This is a genomic window from Pseudomonas cuatrocienegasensis (assembly GCF_900110925.1).
GTDB lineage: Bacteria > Pseudomonadota > Gammaproteobacteria > Pseudomonadales > Pseudomonadaceae > Aquipseudomonas > Aquipseudomonas cuatrocienegasensis.
The window spans coordinates 94741-110893 of record NZ_FOFP01000012.1 but is presented as its reverse complement, the minus strand read 5'-3'; the positions used below and the strand labels follow the sequence as shown (position 1 = coordinate 110893).

Below are 16153 nucleotides of genomic sequence, written 5' to 3'. Positions count from 1 at the left end.
CGCGATAGATCTTGAATGCGCCGCAGAAGTTGCGACACCTAGCCCTCATGGCCGCAAGCCGCCAAAGGGTCTAGGCTCACCACGCGCCCCTACTTAGGTGCAATGGTCAGGACACTCCGGCGCCTGGACACTGCACACCTGCGAGCAACTCGAGAACGCGCCATGAGCAAAGCAGATGACTTCGCCCAGGCTGGTAAGACGGCCGTGCTGCAGAACATTCACGGCACCGTGGAGTTCTTGCAGAAGTTTCCGCCGTTCAATCAGATGGACATGGCCCATCTCGCCTACCTGGTAGAGAACTGCCAGCTGCGTTTCTATGGCGAAGGCGAAACCATCATCAAACCGACCGACGGCCCGGTGGAACACTTCTTTATCGTCAAGCAGGGCCGCGTGCATGGCGAACGTCCGCACTCGGCGCGGCGCGGCACCGAGACTACCTTCGAGATCACCACCGGCGAGTGCTTCCCGCTCGCCGCGCTGATTGGTGAGCGCGCCACCCGCACCGAGCACCTGGCCGCCGAAGACACCTTCTGCCTGCTGCTGCCGCGCGCCATCTTTATCAAGTTGTTTGCCCAGTCCAATGCCCTGCGCGACTTCGCCCTGCGCGGGGTCAGCAGCCTGCTCGATCAGGTCAACCAGCAGGTTCAGCTGCGCGCCGTGGAAACCCTGGGCGCGCAATATTCGCTGGACACCCGCCTGCGCGATCTGGCGATGCGCCAACCCATCAGCTGTGCGCCTGGCACGCCGCTGCGCGAGGCGGTCAAGCTGATGCACGAGCAGCACGTTGGCAGCGTGGTAATCGTCGATGCCGGGCGCAAGCCACTGGGCATTTTCACCCTGCGAGACCTGCGCCGCGCCGTCGCCGACGGCAGCGCCATGGACCAGCCCATCGACAGCCTGATGACCCAGTCGCCGTTCCACCTGGCGCCGGATGCCAGCGCCTTCGATGCGGCCATTGCCATGACCGAGCGGCACATCGCCCATGTCTGCCTGGTGGAAAACGAGCAGCTCTGCGGTGTGGTCTCCGAACGCGACCTGTTCAGCCTGCAGCGCGTCGACCTGGTGCACCTGGCGCGCACCATCCGCCATGCCGGACGGGTGGAAACCCTGGCGGCGCTGCGCGGTGACGTGCGCCAACTGGTCGACAGCATGCTCGCCCACGGCGCCAGCTCGACGCAGATCACCCAACTGATCACCCTGCTCAACGACCACACCGTCTGCCGGGTGATCGAGCTGACCCTGGAAGACCTGGGTGACCCCGGCGTGCCCTTCACCTGGCTGGTGTTCGGCAGCGAGGGGCGCAGCGAGCAGACCCTGCACACCGACCAGGACAACGGCATTCTGTTCGAGGCCGCCAACGCCGCCGAAGCGGCGGCCATTCGCGGGCGTCTGCTGCCCCTGGCTCAGGAGATCAACCGGCGCCTGGCCACCTGCGACTTTACTCTGTGCAAGGGCAACATCATGGCCGGCAACCCCGAGCTGTGCCTGTCGCGCCAGGAATGGGCGCAGCGCTTCAACTCGTTTGTGCAGCAGGCCACGCCGGAAAACCTGCTGGCCTCGAGCATCTATTTCGACCTGCGCGCCGTGTGGGGCGAGACCCAGGGCTGTGAACAATTGCGCATAGGTTTGCTGCAACAGGTGTCAGGCAACAGCCTGTTCCAGCGCATGCTGGCCGAGAACGCCCTGCGCCAACGCCCGCCGGTGGGCATGTTTCGCGACTTCGTGGTGGCGCGCAAAGGCGCGGAAAAAGACACCCTGGACCTCAAGGTGCAGGGCCTTACGCCCTTTGTCGACGGCGCCCGCCTGCTCGCCCTGGCCCACGGTATCGGCGCCTGCAATACCCTGGAGCGCCTGCGCGCGCTGGTGCAGCAAGGGGTGATCGAGGCGCTGGATGGCGCCGCCTATGAAGAGGCCTACCACTACATTCAGCAGGCGCGCATGCAGCAACACCAGTTGCAGGCGCGCAGCGCCCAGCCCTATTCCAACCGGGTCGACCCGGACAACCTCAACCACCTGGATCGGCGCATCCTGCGGGAGTCCTTCCGGCAGGCGCAACGGCTGCAAAGCAGCCTGGCCACGAGGTACCAGCTATGAGCACCTTTACCTGGTTCAGCGGACGCAGTCCCGCGCTGACCGAGCAACAAATCGAGCGCCGGCAACAGCTGGCCGAGACCTCAACCCTTGACGAGCGACCGCTGCAGCAACAGCGCTTTGTCGTCCTCGATCTGGAAACCACCGGCCTGAACATGCGCCGCGACCAGGTGCTGTCGATTGGCGCCGTGGTGATCGACAACGGCGCCATCGACCTTGGCCAGCTCTTCGAGTGCACCCTGCAGCGCGACGGCCATCAGGCCAGTGCCAGCACCCTGATCCACGGCATCGCCCCCAGCGAGATCGCCAAGGGCGAGGAACCGGCCGAAGCGCTGCTGGCGTTTATGGAGTTCGTCGGCGACAGCCCGCTGCTGGCGTTCCATGCCGAGTTCGACCAGCGCATGCTCGCCCGCGCCCTCAAGCAGAGCCTGGGCTACCGCCTGCAACATGGGTTTTTCGATGTCGCCGAGATCGCACCGCTGCTGTGCCCCAAGGCCAGCCCAAACCTGCATGGGCTCGACGGCTGGACCCAGCACTTCGGCCTGCAAGTGCTGCAGCGCCACCACGCCAGCGCCGACGCCCTGGTGACCGCCGAACTGGCGCTGATTCTGTTCAGCAAGGCGCGCCAGCAAGGTATCGACAGCCTGCCGGCGCTGCAACAGCAGCTCAATAGCCGACGTCGCCAGCGCGCCCATTCGATCTAGCAGTCGATCTAGGGTCTGTTCAGCGCACCTGCCACACCATCCGTCGACCATCCCGCACGGCGCGATTGCAGAATGCTGGCCCGCTCTGCGATTATGCGAATAATTCTCGATTTGTTTCTTATCCAGCCGCCGAGGTCAGCGTGTCCGCGGGCGATCCCACTCAGCAGCATGTGCTCGGCCTGTTCTACCGCGACCACCGCGAGTGGCTGCTCGGCTGGCTGCGCAAAAGCCTGTACGGCCACGAGCGCGCCGAAGACCTGAGCCAGGACACCTTCGTGCGTCTGCTCGGACGCAGCGACCTGGCCGAGGTGCGCGAACCCCGCGCCCTGCTCACCACCATTGCCCGTGGCCTGCTGGTCGACCACTTCCGCCGCAGCGCCCTGGAGCGCAGCTACCTCGATGCCCTGCAGGCGCAACCTGAGGCGTACCACCCCAGCCCCGAGGAACAGGCCGTGGCCCTGCAAGCGCTGCAGGAGGTTGATCGGCTGCTGGGCGACCTCTCGGTCAAGGCACGCCAGGCTTTTTTGCTCAATCGCCTGGATGGCCTGGGCCACGCCGAAATCGCCGCACGCCTTGGCGTGTCGGTGTCGCGGGTACGTCAATACTTGGCCCAAGGCCTGCGCCAGTGCTACATCGCGGTCTACGGAGAGGTGCAATGAGTGCGGTCTCGGCACGGGTGCTGAACGCCGCCATCGACTGGCAACTGCGCCTCGACGACGCACCCGACAACCCGCCTCCGGCGGACTTCCACACCTGGCTGGCCGCCGATCCCGAGCACGCACGCGTCTGGCGCCAACTCACCGCACTGAACAGCCACCTGGCGCCGGCCGCAGCGCCACTGATGCGCCGTGCCCTGCTCAGCCGCCCCACCCCGCGTCGCCTGCCGCGCGCGCTGCTTGGCCTGAGCCTATTGGGCGCACTGACCCTGGGTGGGCTGGCCAGCCAACGGCCACTCACCGATTACCTGGCCGACGCCCGCACCGGCGCAGGCGAGCAGCGCGAACTGCGCCTGAGCGATAACAGCCAGGTCACCCTCAACAGCGCCAGTGCCCTGGATATCGACTTCGACGCGACGCAGCGCCTGCTCACTCTGCGCAGTGGCGAAATCCTCGTGCAGACCGCTCCCGGCGACGAACGCCCGTTTATCGTCGCCACCGCTCAGGGTCGCTTGCGCGCGCTGGGCACACGCTTTCTGGTACGCCGTGAAGGCGAGCGCACGCGCCTGACCGTGCTGCAGTCGGCGGTGGCCGCGCACCCCAGCAACAGCGGTGAAACCCGCGTGATCCACGCCGGCCAGCAAGTGGAGATGCAAGCAACCCAGCTCGGCAGCAGCCAACCCGCCGCGCCGGCGGCCGACGCCTGGAGCCGCGGCATGCTGGTGGTCGAAGGGCAGCGCCTGGACCAGGTGCTCGCGCAGCTGAGCCCTTACCGAACCGGCTATCTGGGCGTCGACCCGCGTATCGCCGGCCTGACCATCAGCGGCAGCTTCCCCCTGCACGACAGCGACCTGGCACTCGATGCCCTGGCCCTGAGCCTGCCGGTGCGGATCGAGCGTGTGCAGCCGTGGTGGGTGCGGGTAGTGCCGGCTAAACCCTGAACCGCGGTTGCCCGATTTTTTGGCTATGTCCCAGTACCCTGTTGCACGGCGAGGATGCTGTTGTGGGAGCCGCGCCCCGCGGCGAATGCCATAGGCAACGCCGAAATAACGGCATGGCTGCCATCGATTCGCCCCGAGGCGGGGCTCCTACGCGTGTTCGGCCGTTCGCCCTGGTGCTGCGTGATGGCTTGCACGGGATACAACTCGATTTTTGGACATCGCCATTTTTTTTGGCGAGCCCCTGTCACTTTTTCGTTCTCCTTCGGCATCAGGTCATTGAGATGCATTATCGCCCGGGAGACATTCGCAATGCGCGCCACTTCACCCCTGTTCCGCCCTCACCTGCTGGCCTTGGCCATCACCCTCGGCAGCGCCGCGACCAGCGCGCTGGCCGCGCCCTATCAGCTGCCGCCCGCGCCCCTGGCCAGCACCCTGACCCGGATCGCAGGCGAAGCCGGCGTGGTCCTGAGCATCGATCCCGCGCTAACCGCCGGCAAACAGTCGGCGCCGGTCGAAGGTGATTACGATGCCATCGGTGCCCTGAATCAGGCGCTGCGGGGTACCGGCCTGCAATTGCAACCCGGCAGTGGTGGGGCGTACAGCCTGGTGCCTGGCAGCCAGGCGGCGGCCGTCGCCTTGCCGGACGCCACGGTCACCGCGTCCACACAGCCGCAGGAGAGTGCCTGGGGTGAAGCCCCGGGTTATCTCGCTTCGCGCACCGCCGTTGGCAGCAAAACCGATACCCCGCTGCTCGAAGCGCCGCGCTCGATCTCGGTGACCACCCGTGAGCACATGCAGGACCGCAAGGTGCAGAACCTCGACGATGCCGTGCGCTATATGCCCGGCGTCATCGCCAGCAGCTACGGCAGCGACAGCCGCGCTGACTGGATGAAGATCCGCGGCTTCGAACCGATCCAGATGCTCGACGGCCTGCCCTTACCCAAGGGCAGCTACACCATGGCCAAGCTGGAAACCTGGGGCCTGGAGCGGGTTGCCATCCTGCGTGGCCCGGCGTCCTCGGTCTATGGCCAGACCCCGCCGGGCGGCCTGGTGGATGCCGTCAGCCGCCGCCCGCAGTACGAAAGCAGCCATGAGGTGCAGGTGCAGGTCGGTAACTACAATCACAAACAGATCAGCTTCGACAGCACCGGCAAGATCGACGATGAAGGCCGCTTCCTCTACCGTTTCAACGGTGTCGGCCGCGACAGCGGTACCGTCATCGAGCACATGGATGACCAGCGCTTCAACCTGGCCCCGAGCCTGACCTGGAATATCGCCGACGACACCAGGCTGACCTTGCTCAGCCAGTTCAACCGCGACGATACCGGTGGCACCAGCCAGTTCCTGCCGCTGCAGGGCACCAAGCTGAGCACCCCGGCTGGCAAGATCGACTACAACAAGAACCTTGGCGATCCGGACTGGGAGTTCTACGACAAGACCTTCTATGCCCTGGGCTACGCCTTCGAGCACCGCCTTAACGATGTCTGGCAGTTCCGCCAGAACCTGCGCTACAGCAAGCTCGAGCTGGATAACCAGATCATCACCGCCGGCGGCTGGGCAACCGCCGTAGACGATGACGGCACGGTTGCGCGCGGTGCCAACATCTACGACGAAAACATCAGCCACTTCGCCGTGGACAACAATTTCCAGGCTGATTTCAGCACGGGCGCGGTGACTCACACCCTGCTGGTGGGCCTGGACTATCTGCGGATGAATACCGATTACCGCTGGCTGTACGGCACGGCCCCGAGCAGCAACATCATTCGCCCGGTTTACGGCCAGGACTTCAGCAACGTCGCCTATACGGCCTTCCAGGACTACAACCAGAAACGCCGCAGCACGGGTCTTTACCTGCAAGACCAGATCGCCCTCGACGCCTGGCGCCTGACCCTGGGCGGGCGCTGGGATCGCCTGGATACCGACTCGGTGTTCTACAACGCCGGCAACGCTGAGGACAGCCGCCGCGACAGCCAATTCAGCGGTAACGCGGCGCTCAGCTACGTCTTCGACTCGGGTTTCACCCCCTACATTTCCTACGCCGAATCCTTCCAGGCAGAAGCGGGTGGCAGTGCGGGCGAAGCATTCCAGCCGAGCACAGGTAAACAGTATGAACTGGGGGTCAAGTATCAACCGCCGGGCAGCGACATGTTGTTCACCGCAGCAGCGTATGACCTGAAACGGCAGGACATCGTCAGCACCAACACCTTGGGAGCCACCCAGCCGCTGGAGGAAGTGCAAGTCCGTGGTTTCGAGTTGGAAGCGCTCGGCAACGTGACCGAGAATTTCAAGCTGACCGCCTCTTACACCTATGCCAACAGCAAGATGACCAAAGTCGGCGACCCGCGCGACAAGAACCGGGCGCTACCGCTGACGCCAGAGCATCAGGCCGCGCTCTGGGCTGACTATGACTGGAGTGAAGGTGCCCTAGCCGGTTTCGGCGTTGGTTTCGGTGCCCGCTACGTCGGCTCCACCGACAACCTGGCGGTTGGCGGCCTGGCCTATGCCACCCTGGAAAACGCCCACTCCAGCGCCTACACCGTCTACGACGCTGCCGTGCGCTATGACCTCGGCCAGGTCGACAGTAGCCTGCGCGGCGCAAGCGTAGCGTTGAACGCTACCAACCTGTTCGACAAGCAATACCTGTCGACTTGTGATGGTTCCTACTGCTACGCCGGCGACCCACGCCGCGTGACCGCCAGCCTTAACTACGCCTGGTAAGCACCTACCGCAGCAACCCTACGCCGCCACCTAAAGCGGCGTAGGCATTTCTGGATATGCCGATGAAAAGCACCACCATCCGCCGCTGGTCCCAGGTGCACACCTGGACCAGCCTGATCTGCACCCTGTTTCTGCTGATGCTGGCACTGACCGGTCTGCCGCTGATCTTTCACCACGAGCTGGAACACCTGCTCGGCGAAGCCCCCGAGCTGCGCGAAATGCCGGCGGACGCGCCGCACCTGAGCCTGCAGCAACTGGTCGACGCGGCCGAGCGGCATCGGCCAGGCGAGGTGATTCAGTACTTCGGTTTTGAGGACGACGAGCCCAACGGCGTGGTCGCGATCACGGCAGCCACCGCCGGTACCGAACCGAACTCGTCGCACACCTTTATGCTCGATGCGCGCAGCGGCGAGGCGGTGGAGATGCCAGCGGCCAATGGCGGCATCCTCATGGTCATTCTGCGCCTGCATGTGGATATGTTCGCCGGCCTGCCGGGCAAGCTGCTGCTGGCCTTTATGGGCCTGCTGTTTGTGGTGGCGATCATCTCCGGCGTGGTGCTCTATGCGCCCTTTATGCGCCGGCTGAAATTTGCCGAAGTGCGGCACGAGAAAGCCAATCGCACGCGCTGGCTCGACCTGCACAACCTGATCGGCATCGTCACCCTGACCTGGGCGCTGGTGGTGGGCGTGACCGGGGTGATCAGCGCCAGTGCCGACCTGCTGATCAGCGCCTGGCGCAGCGAAGCCCTGGCGGCGATGGTCGAGCCCTACCGCAATGCACCGCCGCTGAGCGAACGCGCGCCGGTCAACCCGGTGCTGACCATTGCTGCGCAGGCCACACCAGGCATGCAAGCGGACTTTATCGCCTTCCCCGGCACGCGGTTTTCCAGCGAGCACCACTACACGGTGTTTATGAAAGGCAGCACGCACCTCACCGCGCACCTGTGGACGCCGGTGCTGATCGATGCGCGCAGCCTTGAGGTCACCGCCATCGGCCAGCGCCCCTGGTACATGGACGCACTGTCGATGTCGCAACCGCTGCACTTTGGCGACTACGGCGGCATGCCGATGAAGATCCTCTGGGCGGTGCTGGATGTGCTGACCATCATCGTGCTCGGCAGCGGCTTGTACCTCTGGTGGGTGCGCCGGCATACGCCGACTAACGTACGTGCAAGTACGCAGGTGAGCGCATGAACTGGCGGCGTTCGACCTTTGCCCTGCCGCTGCTGATCGGTCTGCTCAGCGCAGTCGGCCTGCTCAGCGCGCTGCTCGGCGATGGCGGCTGGGACGCCGTGGCCTGGTTGGGGCTGGGTGTGCCAGCGGTACTGAGTGTCTGGCCCTTGCTCAGGCGTCGCCAGTAGGGTGCGCCGCGCGCACCAGGAATCTGCATCGCACGCCAGTGGGAACAAGGTGCGTAAATAAACGCGGTGCGCACGGCGCACCCTACGGGCCTAGAGATCACGCATCAGCAGGCCATACTCCAGCTGCACCTCGGCCGGTACGGGCAGGTAGAGCACATGGCCGTCGCCGGGGGCAACGCTCACGGCTTGGCCCTGGGCATTTTCCAGCTGCTGCAGGGTGAAGCGCAGGTTGCCCTGGGGCGTCATCAGTTCCAGGCCGTCGCCCACAGCGAAGCGGTTCTTCACCCGTACCTCGGCCAGCTCGCCACGCCGTTCGCCGGTCAGCTCACCGACAAACTGCTGCTGTTCGGAGACCGAGCTGCCGCGCTGGTAATTCTGGTATTCGTCGTGCACATGGCGGCGCAAAAAGCCCTCGGTGTAGCCACGGTGGGCCAGGGACTCCAGGGTGTCCATCAGACGCTTGTCGAACGGCTTGCCAGCCACGGCATCGTCAATCGCTTTGCGGTACACCTGGGCGGTGCGCGCGACGTAGTAATGGGACTTGGTGCGCCCCTCGATCTTCAGCGAATGCACACCCATCTGCACCAGGCGTTCGACATGCTGCACCGCACGCAGGTCCTTGGAGTTCATGATGTAGGTGCCGTGCTCATCCTCGAACGCGGCCATCTGCTCGCCGGGGCGGCTGGCGTCTTCCAGCAAGAACAGCTGCTCGGTGGGCGCGCCAACGCCCAGGGTCGGCTGGGCGATCTGCACCACCTCACCCAGCGCGTTCTCCCCCGCTGGGGTGGCTGTGTACTGCCAGCGGCAGGCATTGGTGCAACTGCCCTGGTTGGGGTCGCGCTTGTTGATATAGCCCGACAGCAGGCAGCGCCCGGAATAGGCCATGCACAGCGCGCCGTGGACAAACACTTCCAGCTCCATCTCCGGGACTTCGCTGCGGATTTCGGCGATTTCCTCCAGCGACAGCTCGCGCGACAGGATCACCCGGCTCAAACCCTGCTGTTTCCAGAACTTTACGCTGGCCCAGTTCACCGCATTGGCCTGCACCGAGAGGTGAATCGGCATCTGCGGGAAGTGTTCGCGCACCAGCATGATCAGCCCGGGGTCGGACATGATCAGCGCATCCGGCCCCATCAGCAGCACCGGCATCAGGTCGCGCAGAAAGGTCTTCAGCTTGGCGTTATGCGGGGCGATATTGACCACCACATAAAACTGCTTGCCCTGGGCATGGGCCTCGTGGATGCCGACCTCCAGGTTGTCGAGGTCAAACTCGTTGTTGCGCACCCGCAAGCTGTAGCGCGGCTGCCCGGCATACACCGCATCGGCGCCATAGGCGAAGGCGTAACGCATGTTCTTCAAGGTGCCGGCGGGTGAAAGCAGCTCGGGGTGACGGGGGGGCAATGCCATGGGTCATGCGCTCAGCCAACAGGACAGGCGACTCTAGCCCGCCCTCGCCTGCACAGCATTGATCTGCGTCAGCATGGGGCGTCTCACTGAACCACGGGGAACTCCAGAAGCGGCCCTTTACGCGCAGACTCGGCATCAGCGTTGCCTGCTCAATACCGCTCGTTCTTCAAGCGCTCCTGAAGCCGCGTATGTTGCTGCTCCAGGCGAGCCTTGACCTCGGGGTCGCGCACCTGGGCGATTAGCACCTCCAGGGCAGCCAGCGTCTGCCATGCCAGGGCTCGGATGCGCTGCGCGCGCTCGTTACGTTCCATGTAATCCACTCCTTTTTCAACCGGTATGCGGCCACCGGACACTCAGTGCGGCGGCAAAAGGCCTTCGCTATTAAAGCAAAGATTTCATAAGATATGAAATCAATAGTTAAATATGCCATGGAAGCGGAATTTAGTTTTGCTTCCATGAATGAAAAAGCCGAATTTGCCAAGCGCCTGAGCGCCGCCATGCTTGCCGCCGGATACCCGGATCGGCCCGCAGTCCTCGAAAGAGAGTTTAACTCGCGATACTGGGGACGCTCGGTTACCTTCCAGGCGGTATCGCGCTGGCTGCGTGGGCAATCGATTCCCGCGCAGGACAAACTGCAGGTGCTCGCCGAATGGCTGGGCGTGGAGCCGCAAGCCCTGCGCTTCGGCGAACAGGCCGCCAAACAGGTCCGCGAACACCGCGGCCTGTGGGAAGACAGCGCGCACTACCAGGAGCGCGCGACCTTCGAGGCCTACCTGGCCCTGCCCTTGCCCCAGCGCAAGATCGTCCGCGAGGTGATCATGACCTTTGCCAAGGTCGCGCGCAGCGAAGACAGCGGGGATTGAGTACAGAACGCTCCAAGCTGGCCGAGCGCCAGGCATTGTCCAGTGCATTCGGCACCCAGGTTCTGTAAGCAAAACGCCCCGGCAAGCCGGGGCGTTTTTTATGGCCATGTCCCAAAATCGTGTTGCATCCCGTGCAAGCCTTCACGCGGCACCAGGGTGAACAACCGAACATACATAGGAGCCCCGCCTCGGGGCGAATCGTTTGCAGCCAATCCGTTATTTCGGCGTTGCCTATAGCATTCGCCGCGGGGCGCGGCGCCTACAAAAGCATCGTCGCCGTGTAACAGGGTGCTGGGACATAGCTTTTTTATTGGTACAGCCTGGTGTAGCGACAGCTCATCTCAGCCCCTGATTGGACGCTGTGCAGTCAAGAGCAGGCATGCCGGTAAAGCGCTTCCTCACGCTCGATACGCTTCATCTGATCCAGCTGCGGCGTGTTCTGCGCATCCAGGGGCAGCAGTTCGGCAGTGCTGCAGTTGAGCAGGTAAGGCTGGTGGCTGACGCGATCAACATGCTGCTTTTCAAAACGGTACAGGTTGAAGGCGGCAACACTGCTGCCGGCAGTCTCCTGGCGTTGCAGGCTCTTGGTGTCGAGCACGGTGAACGCGGTGGTCATCGGCCAGTGGTAGGTCCACGGGCGCCAGAACACATGGCCGAGCTCACTGGAGACCAGCACCGCTTCCGCCGGCTGGCGCGCGAGCTGATGATCGAACCAGGAGTACTCGTAGTAGATCTGGTAGGCCAACATGCCCAGCCCGGCGAACACCGGAATGATCCATTTGGGCAGCAGATTACGTGACAGCTTGCGCAGCAACAGGGCAATGCCTGCAGCGCCCAAGCCCGAGGTCACGATGGCAACTATTGTCCACAGCATTAACCAACTCCCGAAAATACAGGCTATGTCCCACTCTGTGTTGCACGGTGTCGCTGCTTCTCGTAGGAGACGCGCCTCGCGGCGAATAGCAGCCATTGAGCGGCCTATCCGATAGCCCACACGCTTCGCGCCGGGGCGGCGCTCCTACGGGAGTCGCGCTTATGGCCGGCATGCGCCTGCAACAGTCAATTGGAACATAGCCAAAATAAAACGGGCCTCCCAAGGAGGCCCGCTGGTAAGACCCTGACCCAAACGCTCGGTCAGGCCGGATTATGCTTAGTGGTTAAGAGCACCGCCAGCACCTTTCGGGGTACGCACGCTTTCCACCAGGTCCTGAATTTCCTGCGGCGGAGCAGCGGTGACCGAGGACACGCCGTACGCCACGGCGAAGTTGATCAGCGCACCGACCGAGCCGAAGGAAGCCGGGGAAATGCCCATGAACCACTGGTCCGGGGTGTTCGGCAGGCTGTTGGTGCCCGGGATAAAGAACCAGCCCAGGTAGGTGAAGATGTACAGCAGCGTCACTACAAGGCCCGCCACCATGCCGCAGATGGCGCCCTTGTCGTTCATGCGCTTGGAGAAGATCCCCATCATCAGCACCGGGAACAACGTGGCCGCCGCAATACCGAAGGCCAGTGCCACCACCTGCGCGGCAAACCCTGGCGGGTTCAAGCCCAGGTAGGTCGCCAGCAGAATCGCTGCCGCCATGGATATCCGTGCTGCGCGCATCTCGTTCTTCTCGCTGATCTTCGGATTGATCAGCGTTTTGATCAGGTCATGGCTGATGGCGGAGGAAATCGCCAGCAACAGACCCGCTGCAGTCGACAATGCCGCTGCGATAGCACCCGCCGCAATCAGCCCCACTACCCAGCCGGGCAGGTTGGCGATTTCCGGGTTGGCCAGCACCAGGATGTCGTTGTTTACAGTCAGCTCGTTACCGTTCCAGCCACGGGCCTGAGCGGTCTCGGTGAAGGCCGGTGCAGCATCGTTGTACATCTGGATGCGGCCGTCGCTGTTTTTGTCTTCCCACTTGATCAGACCGGTGGTTTCCCAGGTCTTGACCCACTCTGGACGCTCTTCGTACGCGAGCGCCGGCGCTTCAGCGCCTTGCGGGTAAATGGTGGTCACCAGGTTCAGACGGGCCATGGAGGCTACGGCTGGGGCGGTGAGGTACAGCAGGGCGATGAAGATCAGGGTCCAGCCAGCGGACCAGCGCGCATCAGCCACCTTGGGCACGGTGAAGAAGCGAATGATCACGTGCGGCAGGCCGGCAGTACCGATCATCAGCGACAGGGTAAACAGCACCATGTTCAGCTTGTTGTCGACGTCAGCGGTGTACGCGGCAAAGCCGAGTTCACGGACCACTTCGTCCAGCTTCTGCAGCAGCGGCAGGCCAGACTCGGCATGATCACCGAACAGACCCAGCGGCGGGATCGGGTTACCGGTCAGCTGCAGGGAGATGAAGATCGCCGGGATGGTGTAAGCGATGATCAGTACAACGTACTGCGCCACCTGGGTGTAGGTGATGCCCTTCATGCCGCCGAATACGGCGTAGGCGAACACCACAGCAGCGGCGATCCAGATACCGGTCGAGTTGCTCACCTCAAGGAAGCGCGAGAAGGCAACACCCGCACCGGCCATTTGCCCGATCACGTAGGTGACCGAGATGATGACCAGGCAGATCACTGCTGTCAGGCGTGCGCCACGGCTGTAGAAGCGGTCGCCGATAAAGTCTGGCACGGTGAACTTGCCGAACTTGCGCAGGTACGGTGCCAGCAGCATCGCCAGCAGCACGTAGCCACCGGTCCAGCCCATCAGGTAGGTGGAGTTGGCATAACCACCAGCAGCGATCAGGCCCGCCATGGAGATGAACGACGCCGCCGACATCCAGTCAGCAGCAGTGGCCATACCGTTGGTGATCGGATGAACACCACCGCCCGCGATATAGAATTCTTTGGTAGACCCGGCACGGGCCCAGATGGCGATACCGATGTAGAGCGCGAAAGACGCCCCTACGAACAGCATATTGATTGCGAATTGGCTCATGACCTTACTCCTCGACGCCGAATTCTTTGTCGAGTTTGTTCATCTTCCACGCGTAGTGAAAAATGAGACCGATAAAGGTAATGATCGAACCTTGCTGGGCGAACCAGAAGCCAAGGTCGGTACCGCCGACAGAGATGCCTGCCAGCATGGGGCGAAGTAGCATGGCGCACCCGTAAGACACCAGCGCCCAGATAATCAGGCTCCAGGTGATCAGCCGGACGTTCGCCTTCCAGTACGCTGCTGCGTTAGCTTTATCAGAAGTCATAAACCTCTCCAGTTATTGTTATTCTCATGCACGTTCAAGCTATCAGCAGGCCACTGCAAGCCGACAGCTAGACATTGGTATTAGCTGGCTTACAGGGCTTTGCAAGCTAACTGCAGGCCCACTGCAATTGTAGGAGCGCCGCCCCGGCGCGAAGCGTTGGTTTCAGCGCTATCGCGGCATGGCCGCCATTCGTTGCGGCGGCCGGCTCACGGGCGCGAACAACCGGGCGATGCGTTGCGCCAGCAGGTGCCCGGCACGCGCCTCTTCGCGCAACCCGATATGCCCGCTCATGCCCGGTACCACAGGCGCATAAAGCCCAGTGCCAGCAACAGGCCAACCTGGCCAAGCGCCGCACAGAGGCTGAGAAAGGACTGCACATCGGGGTTCTGCGCAGCGTTGGCTGCCCCTGTCAGGCGTGTCCAGAACACCTCCGGCAACAGCACCAGACTCAACTGCGCCAGCGGCTGCCCGGTCAGTTGCAGGCCCTTGATCAAGTCGAATTGGCCGCTGAACATCAGCCCCAGCAAAATCAGCAACGCCACCACCAGGCCCAGGGCACAGCAGGCGCAGAACTGCATCACTAAACGCATCATGCTTAACTCCCACACATTTTTTAGTTTGGCAGCGCAGGCCGGCCAGGCCTGCGCCGCGGCGTATCAACTGCTGTGGGCAGACGTGGCCACTGGCAGGCGGCCGACGCCGTACCAATCGAGTTTGCGGGTCAGCACCATCACCCCGGCGAGCACGCCGAACACCAGCACCGAGCCCATCAGCAGGGCGTAGTCTTCGGCCCCGAGCAGGCCGAACAACATGGCGTAGAGCAGCGCCAGCAAGGCGGCAAAGGCCCCGCCACGCAAGGCGCTGTGCAGCACATGGCTGACGTAGAAGCCAATCAGCAGCACGCAGGCGCTCGCCGCAATGGCGTAGGCCAGGGCAAAGCTCAGGTGCTCGGACAGCGACAGCAGCAACAGGTAGAACAGCGCCAGCGACATGCCCACCAGGGCGTACTGCACCGGGTGCACGGCCATGCGTTTGAGCACTTCAAAGAGAAAGAACACGGCGAAGGTCAGGCCGATAAACAACAGGGCGTATTTGATCGCCCGGTCGGTCTTCAGGTACTGGTCCACCGGGTCGACAAAGCTCACGCCAAAGTTGCGTGCGGTCAGCGCATCGCACTCGTTCCTGCGCACGCAATCGACCAGCGCCTCCTCCAGGTTGGTGGCAAAGAAGCTGGTCTGCCAGTGCGCCTTGAAGCCCTTATCCGACACCTCACGGCTGCTCGGCAGGTATTCCCCGACAAAGCTGGGGTGCGGCCAGGTGGAGGTCAGCTCGACGCGGCTGTCGCGGCCCACCGGGGTGATGCTCAGTTGCTCGGTGCCCTGCAGTTTGAGGTCGAAGGCAAACTCCAGGGTTTGCCCGCCCTGGCTATCCAGGGTCGGCAGCGGCGCATGCACACCGGCGCCAAAACGCTCCTCAGCGCTGCCGGGGGCAAAGCTCAGGTTTTGCCCATTGAAGCGCAGCTGCAGGTCATTGCTGATGCCACGAATATCGCTGATGCCGACCGAGAGAAATGGCCGCTCGAACTGATACAGGCCCAGGTCATCACCCAGCCCCAGGCGCGCTGGCAGCTTGAAGGCGCCACTGATCTGGTTGTCGCTGCGGTACAGCAGCGCCTTGTAGATGCCCCGCGCGCGCTCCTCGGTGGTGACCTGGCCGTTGAGCACAAAACGCTCCGGCAGGAAGTACAGCCGGCCGCTGGTGCGCTGCTCTTCCATATAGCGCTCGCCGCTCGTGGGATGGGTTTTCCACAAGTGCCAGACCTTGGTGTACGGCATCACCAGAATCGGCCCGGTGAGCTGTTGGCGGTAGCTGGAACTGCGCGCAATGTCCTGCAGCACCTCGGCGCGCTGATACTGCCGCTCGCTCACCAGCCCATCGATCATCGTCAGCGGGACCAGCAATAACAGAATGAGTAAGGCGATAGCGCCTAGTTTGAAACCCAAGATGCGGCCCATGGTGCAACTCTCCAATACGGTTTAGGTAGGCAGAGTCTGGGCGGCGTGTGGGGTGGCTTTATGGAGCGCAGGTGGAGACTCTGTGGAGAGTCTGTGCAAACGGCCAACTGGCGCATGCGCTCTGACAGTTCGTAGCCTGGGTAGAGCTCCGCGACACCCGGGACACCCACTCCCGGGTATCGCGGAGCTCAACCCAGGCTACGGCTCACGTAG

Annotated in this window: 15 protein-coding genes; 8 read left to right on the top strand and 7 right to left on the bottom strand. The window is 63.3% G+C overall.

Annotated elements, in window-relative coordinates:
- The first annotated feature begins 162 nt into the window (after positions 1 to 162).
- The 7 genes from BMW49_RS16765 (at position 163) to BMW49_RS24820 (ending at position 8470) form a co-directional block, all read left to right on the top strand.
- Positions 163 to 2094 carry a putative nucleotidyltransferase substrate binding domain-containing protein gene (locus BMW49_RS16765; RefSeq protein ID WP_069519327.1) on the top strand — a complete coding sequence of 644 codons (1932 nt, stop codon included), beginning with the start codon at positions 163 to 165 and terminating at the stop codon, positions 2092 to 2094.
- Entirely contained in the window at positions 2091 to 2795 is a 705-nt protein-coding gene (locus BMW49_RS16760; RefSeq protein ID WP_069519328.1) for a 3'-5' exonuclease, read from the top strand. The genes BMW49_RS16765 and BMW49_RS16760 overlap by 4 nt, the downstream gene beginning before the upstream one ends.
- A 140-nt stretch (positions 2796 to 2935) precedes the next feature.
- Entirely contained in the window at positions 2936 to 3454 is a 519-nt protein-coding gene (locus BMW49_RS16755) for an RNA polymerase sigma factor (RefSeq protein WP_069519329.1), read from the top strand.
- Positions 3451 to 4392 (top strand): FecR family protein, encoded by a 942-nt coding sequence (locus BMW49_RS16750; protein WP_069519330.1) that lies wholly within the window; start codon positions 3451 to 3453, stop codon positions 4390 to 4392. Before BMW49_RS16755 ends, BMW49_RS16750 begins: the two co-directional genes overlap by 4 nt.
- 309 nt (positions 4393 to 4701) lie before the next feature.
- Positions 4702 to 7110 (top strand): TonB-dependent siderophore receptor, encoded by a 2409-nt coding sequence (locus tag BMW49_RS16740; protein WP_069519331.1) that lies wholly within the window; start codon positions 4702 to 4704, stop codon positions 7108 to 7110.
- A 62-nt stretch (positions 7111 to 7172) separates the two neighbouring features.
- Positions 7173 to 8303 carry a PepSY-associated TM helix domain-containing protein gene (locus BMW49_RS16735; RefSeq protein ID WP_069519332.1) on the top strand — a complete coding sequence of 377 codons (1131 nt, stop codon included), beginning with the start codon at positions 7173 to 7175 and terminating at the stop codon, positions 8301 to 8303.
- Complete coding sequence (locus tag BMW49_RS24820) at positions 8300 to 8470, top strand: hypothetical protein (RefSeq protein ID WP_167362814.1); 171 nt, start codon at positions 8300 to 8302, stop codon at positions 8468 to 8470. Before BMW49_RS16735 ends, BMW49_RS24820 begins: the two co-directional genes overlap by 4 nt.
- A 90-nt stretch (positions 8471 to 8560) precedes the next feature.
- On the opposite strand, the gene trhP is transcribed toward BMW49_RS24820, so the two are convergent.
- Positions 8561 to 9877: a prephenate-dependent tRNA uridine(34) hydroxylase TrhP gene (gene trhP / locus BMW49_RS16730; protein ID WP_069519333.1), complete on the bottom strand. Its 1317-nt coding sequence runs from the start codon at positions 9875 to 9877 to the stop codon at positions 8561 to 8563.
- A gap of 149 nt (positions 9878 to 10026) precedes the next feature.
- Positions 10027 to 10188 (bottom strand): hypothetical protein, encoded by a 162-nt coding sequence (locus BMW49_RS24815; protein WP_167362813.1) that lies wholly within the window; start codon positions 10186 to 10188, stop codon positions 10027 to 10029.
- A 144-nt stretch (positions 10189 to 10332) separates the two neighbouring features.
- Here BMW49_RS24815 and BMW49_RS16725 point away from each other — a divergent pair, with 144 nt between their 5' ends.
- A complete protein-coding gene (locus BMW49_RS16725) occupies positions 10333 to 10740 on the top strand; it encodes a transcriptional regulator (protein WP_069519334.1) in 408 nt (135 codons plus the stop codon).
- A 367-nt stretch (positions 10741 to 11107) separates the two neighbouring features.
- On the opposite strand, the gene BMW49_RS16720 is transcribed toward BMW49_RS16725, so the two are convergent.
- From BMW49_RS16720 to creD, 5 genes are all read right to left on the bottom strand, one after another.
- Positions 11108 to 11614 carry a hypothetical protein gene (locus BMW49_RS16720; RefSeq protein WP_069519335.1) on the bottom strand — a complete coding sequence of 169 codons (507 nt, stop codon included), beginning with the start codon at positions 11612 to 11614 and terminating at the stop codon, positions 11108 to 11110.
- A gap of 276 nt (positions 11615 to 11890) precedes the next feature.
- Complete coding sequence (locus tag BMW49_RS16715) at positions 11891 to 13660, bottom strand: sodium:solute symporter family protein (RefSeq protein ID WP_069519336.1); 1770 nt, start codon at positions 13658 to 13660, stop codon at positions 11891 to 11893.
- Positions 13661 to 13664: 4 nt separating this feature from the next.
- The gene (locus tag BMW49_RS16710; protein WP_069519337.1) at positions 13665 to 13925 is read right to left on the bottom strand and encodes a DUF4212 domain-containing protein; all 261 of its coding nucleotides are present in this window, start codon (positions 13923 to 13925) and stop codon (positions 13665 to 13667) included.
- A 287-nt stretch (positions 13926 to 14212) separates the two neighbouring features.
- A complete protein-coding gene (locus tag BMW49_RS16705) occupies positions 14213 to 14518 on the bottom strand; it encodes a hypothetical protein (protein WP_371850875.1) in 306 nt (101 codons plus the stop codon).
- A 63-nt stretch (positions 14519 to 14581) separates the two neighbouring features.
- Positions 14582 to 15940 carry a cell envelope integrity protein CreD gene (creD, locus tag BMW49_RS16700; protein ID WP_069519338.1) on the bottom strand — a complete coding sequence of 453 codons (1359 nt, stop codon included), beginning with the start codon at positions 15938 to 15940 and terminating at the stop codon, positions 14582 to 14584.
- Positions 15941 to 16153 lie beyond the last annotated feature (213 nt).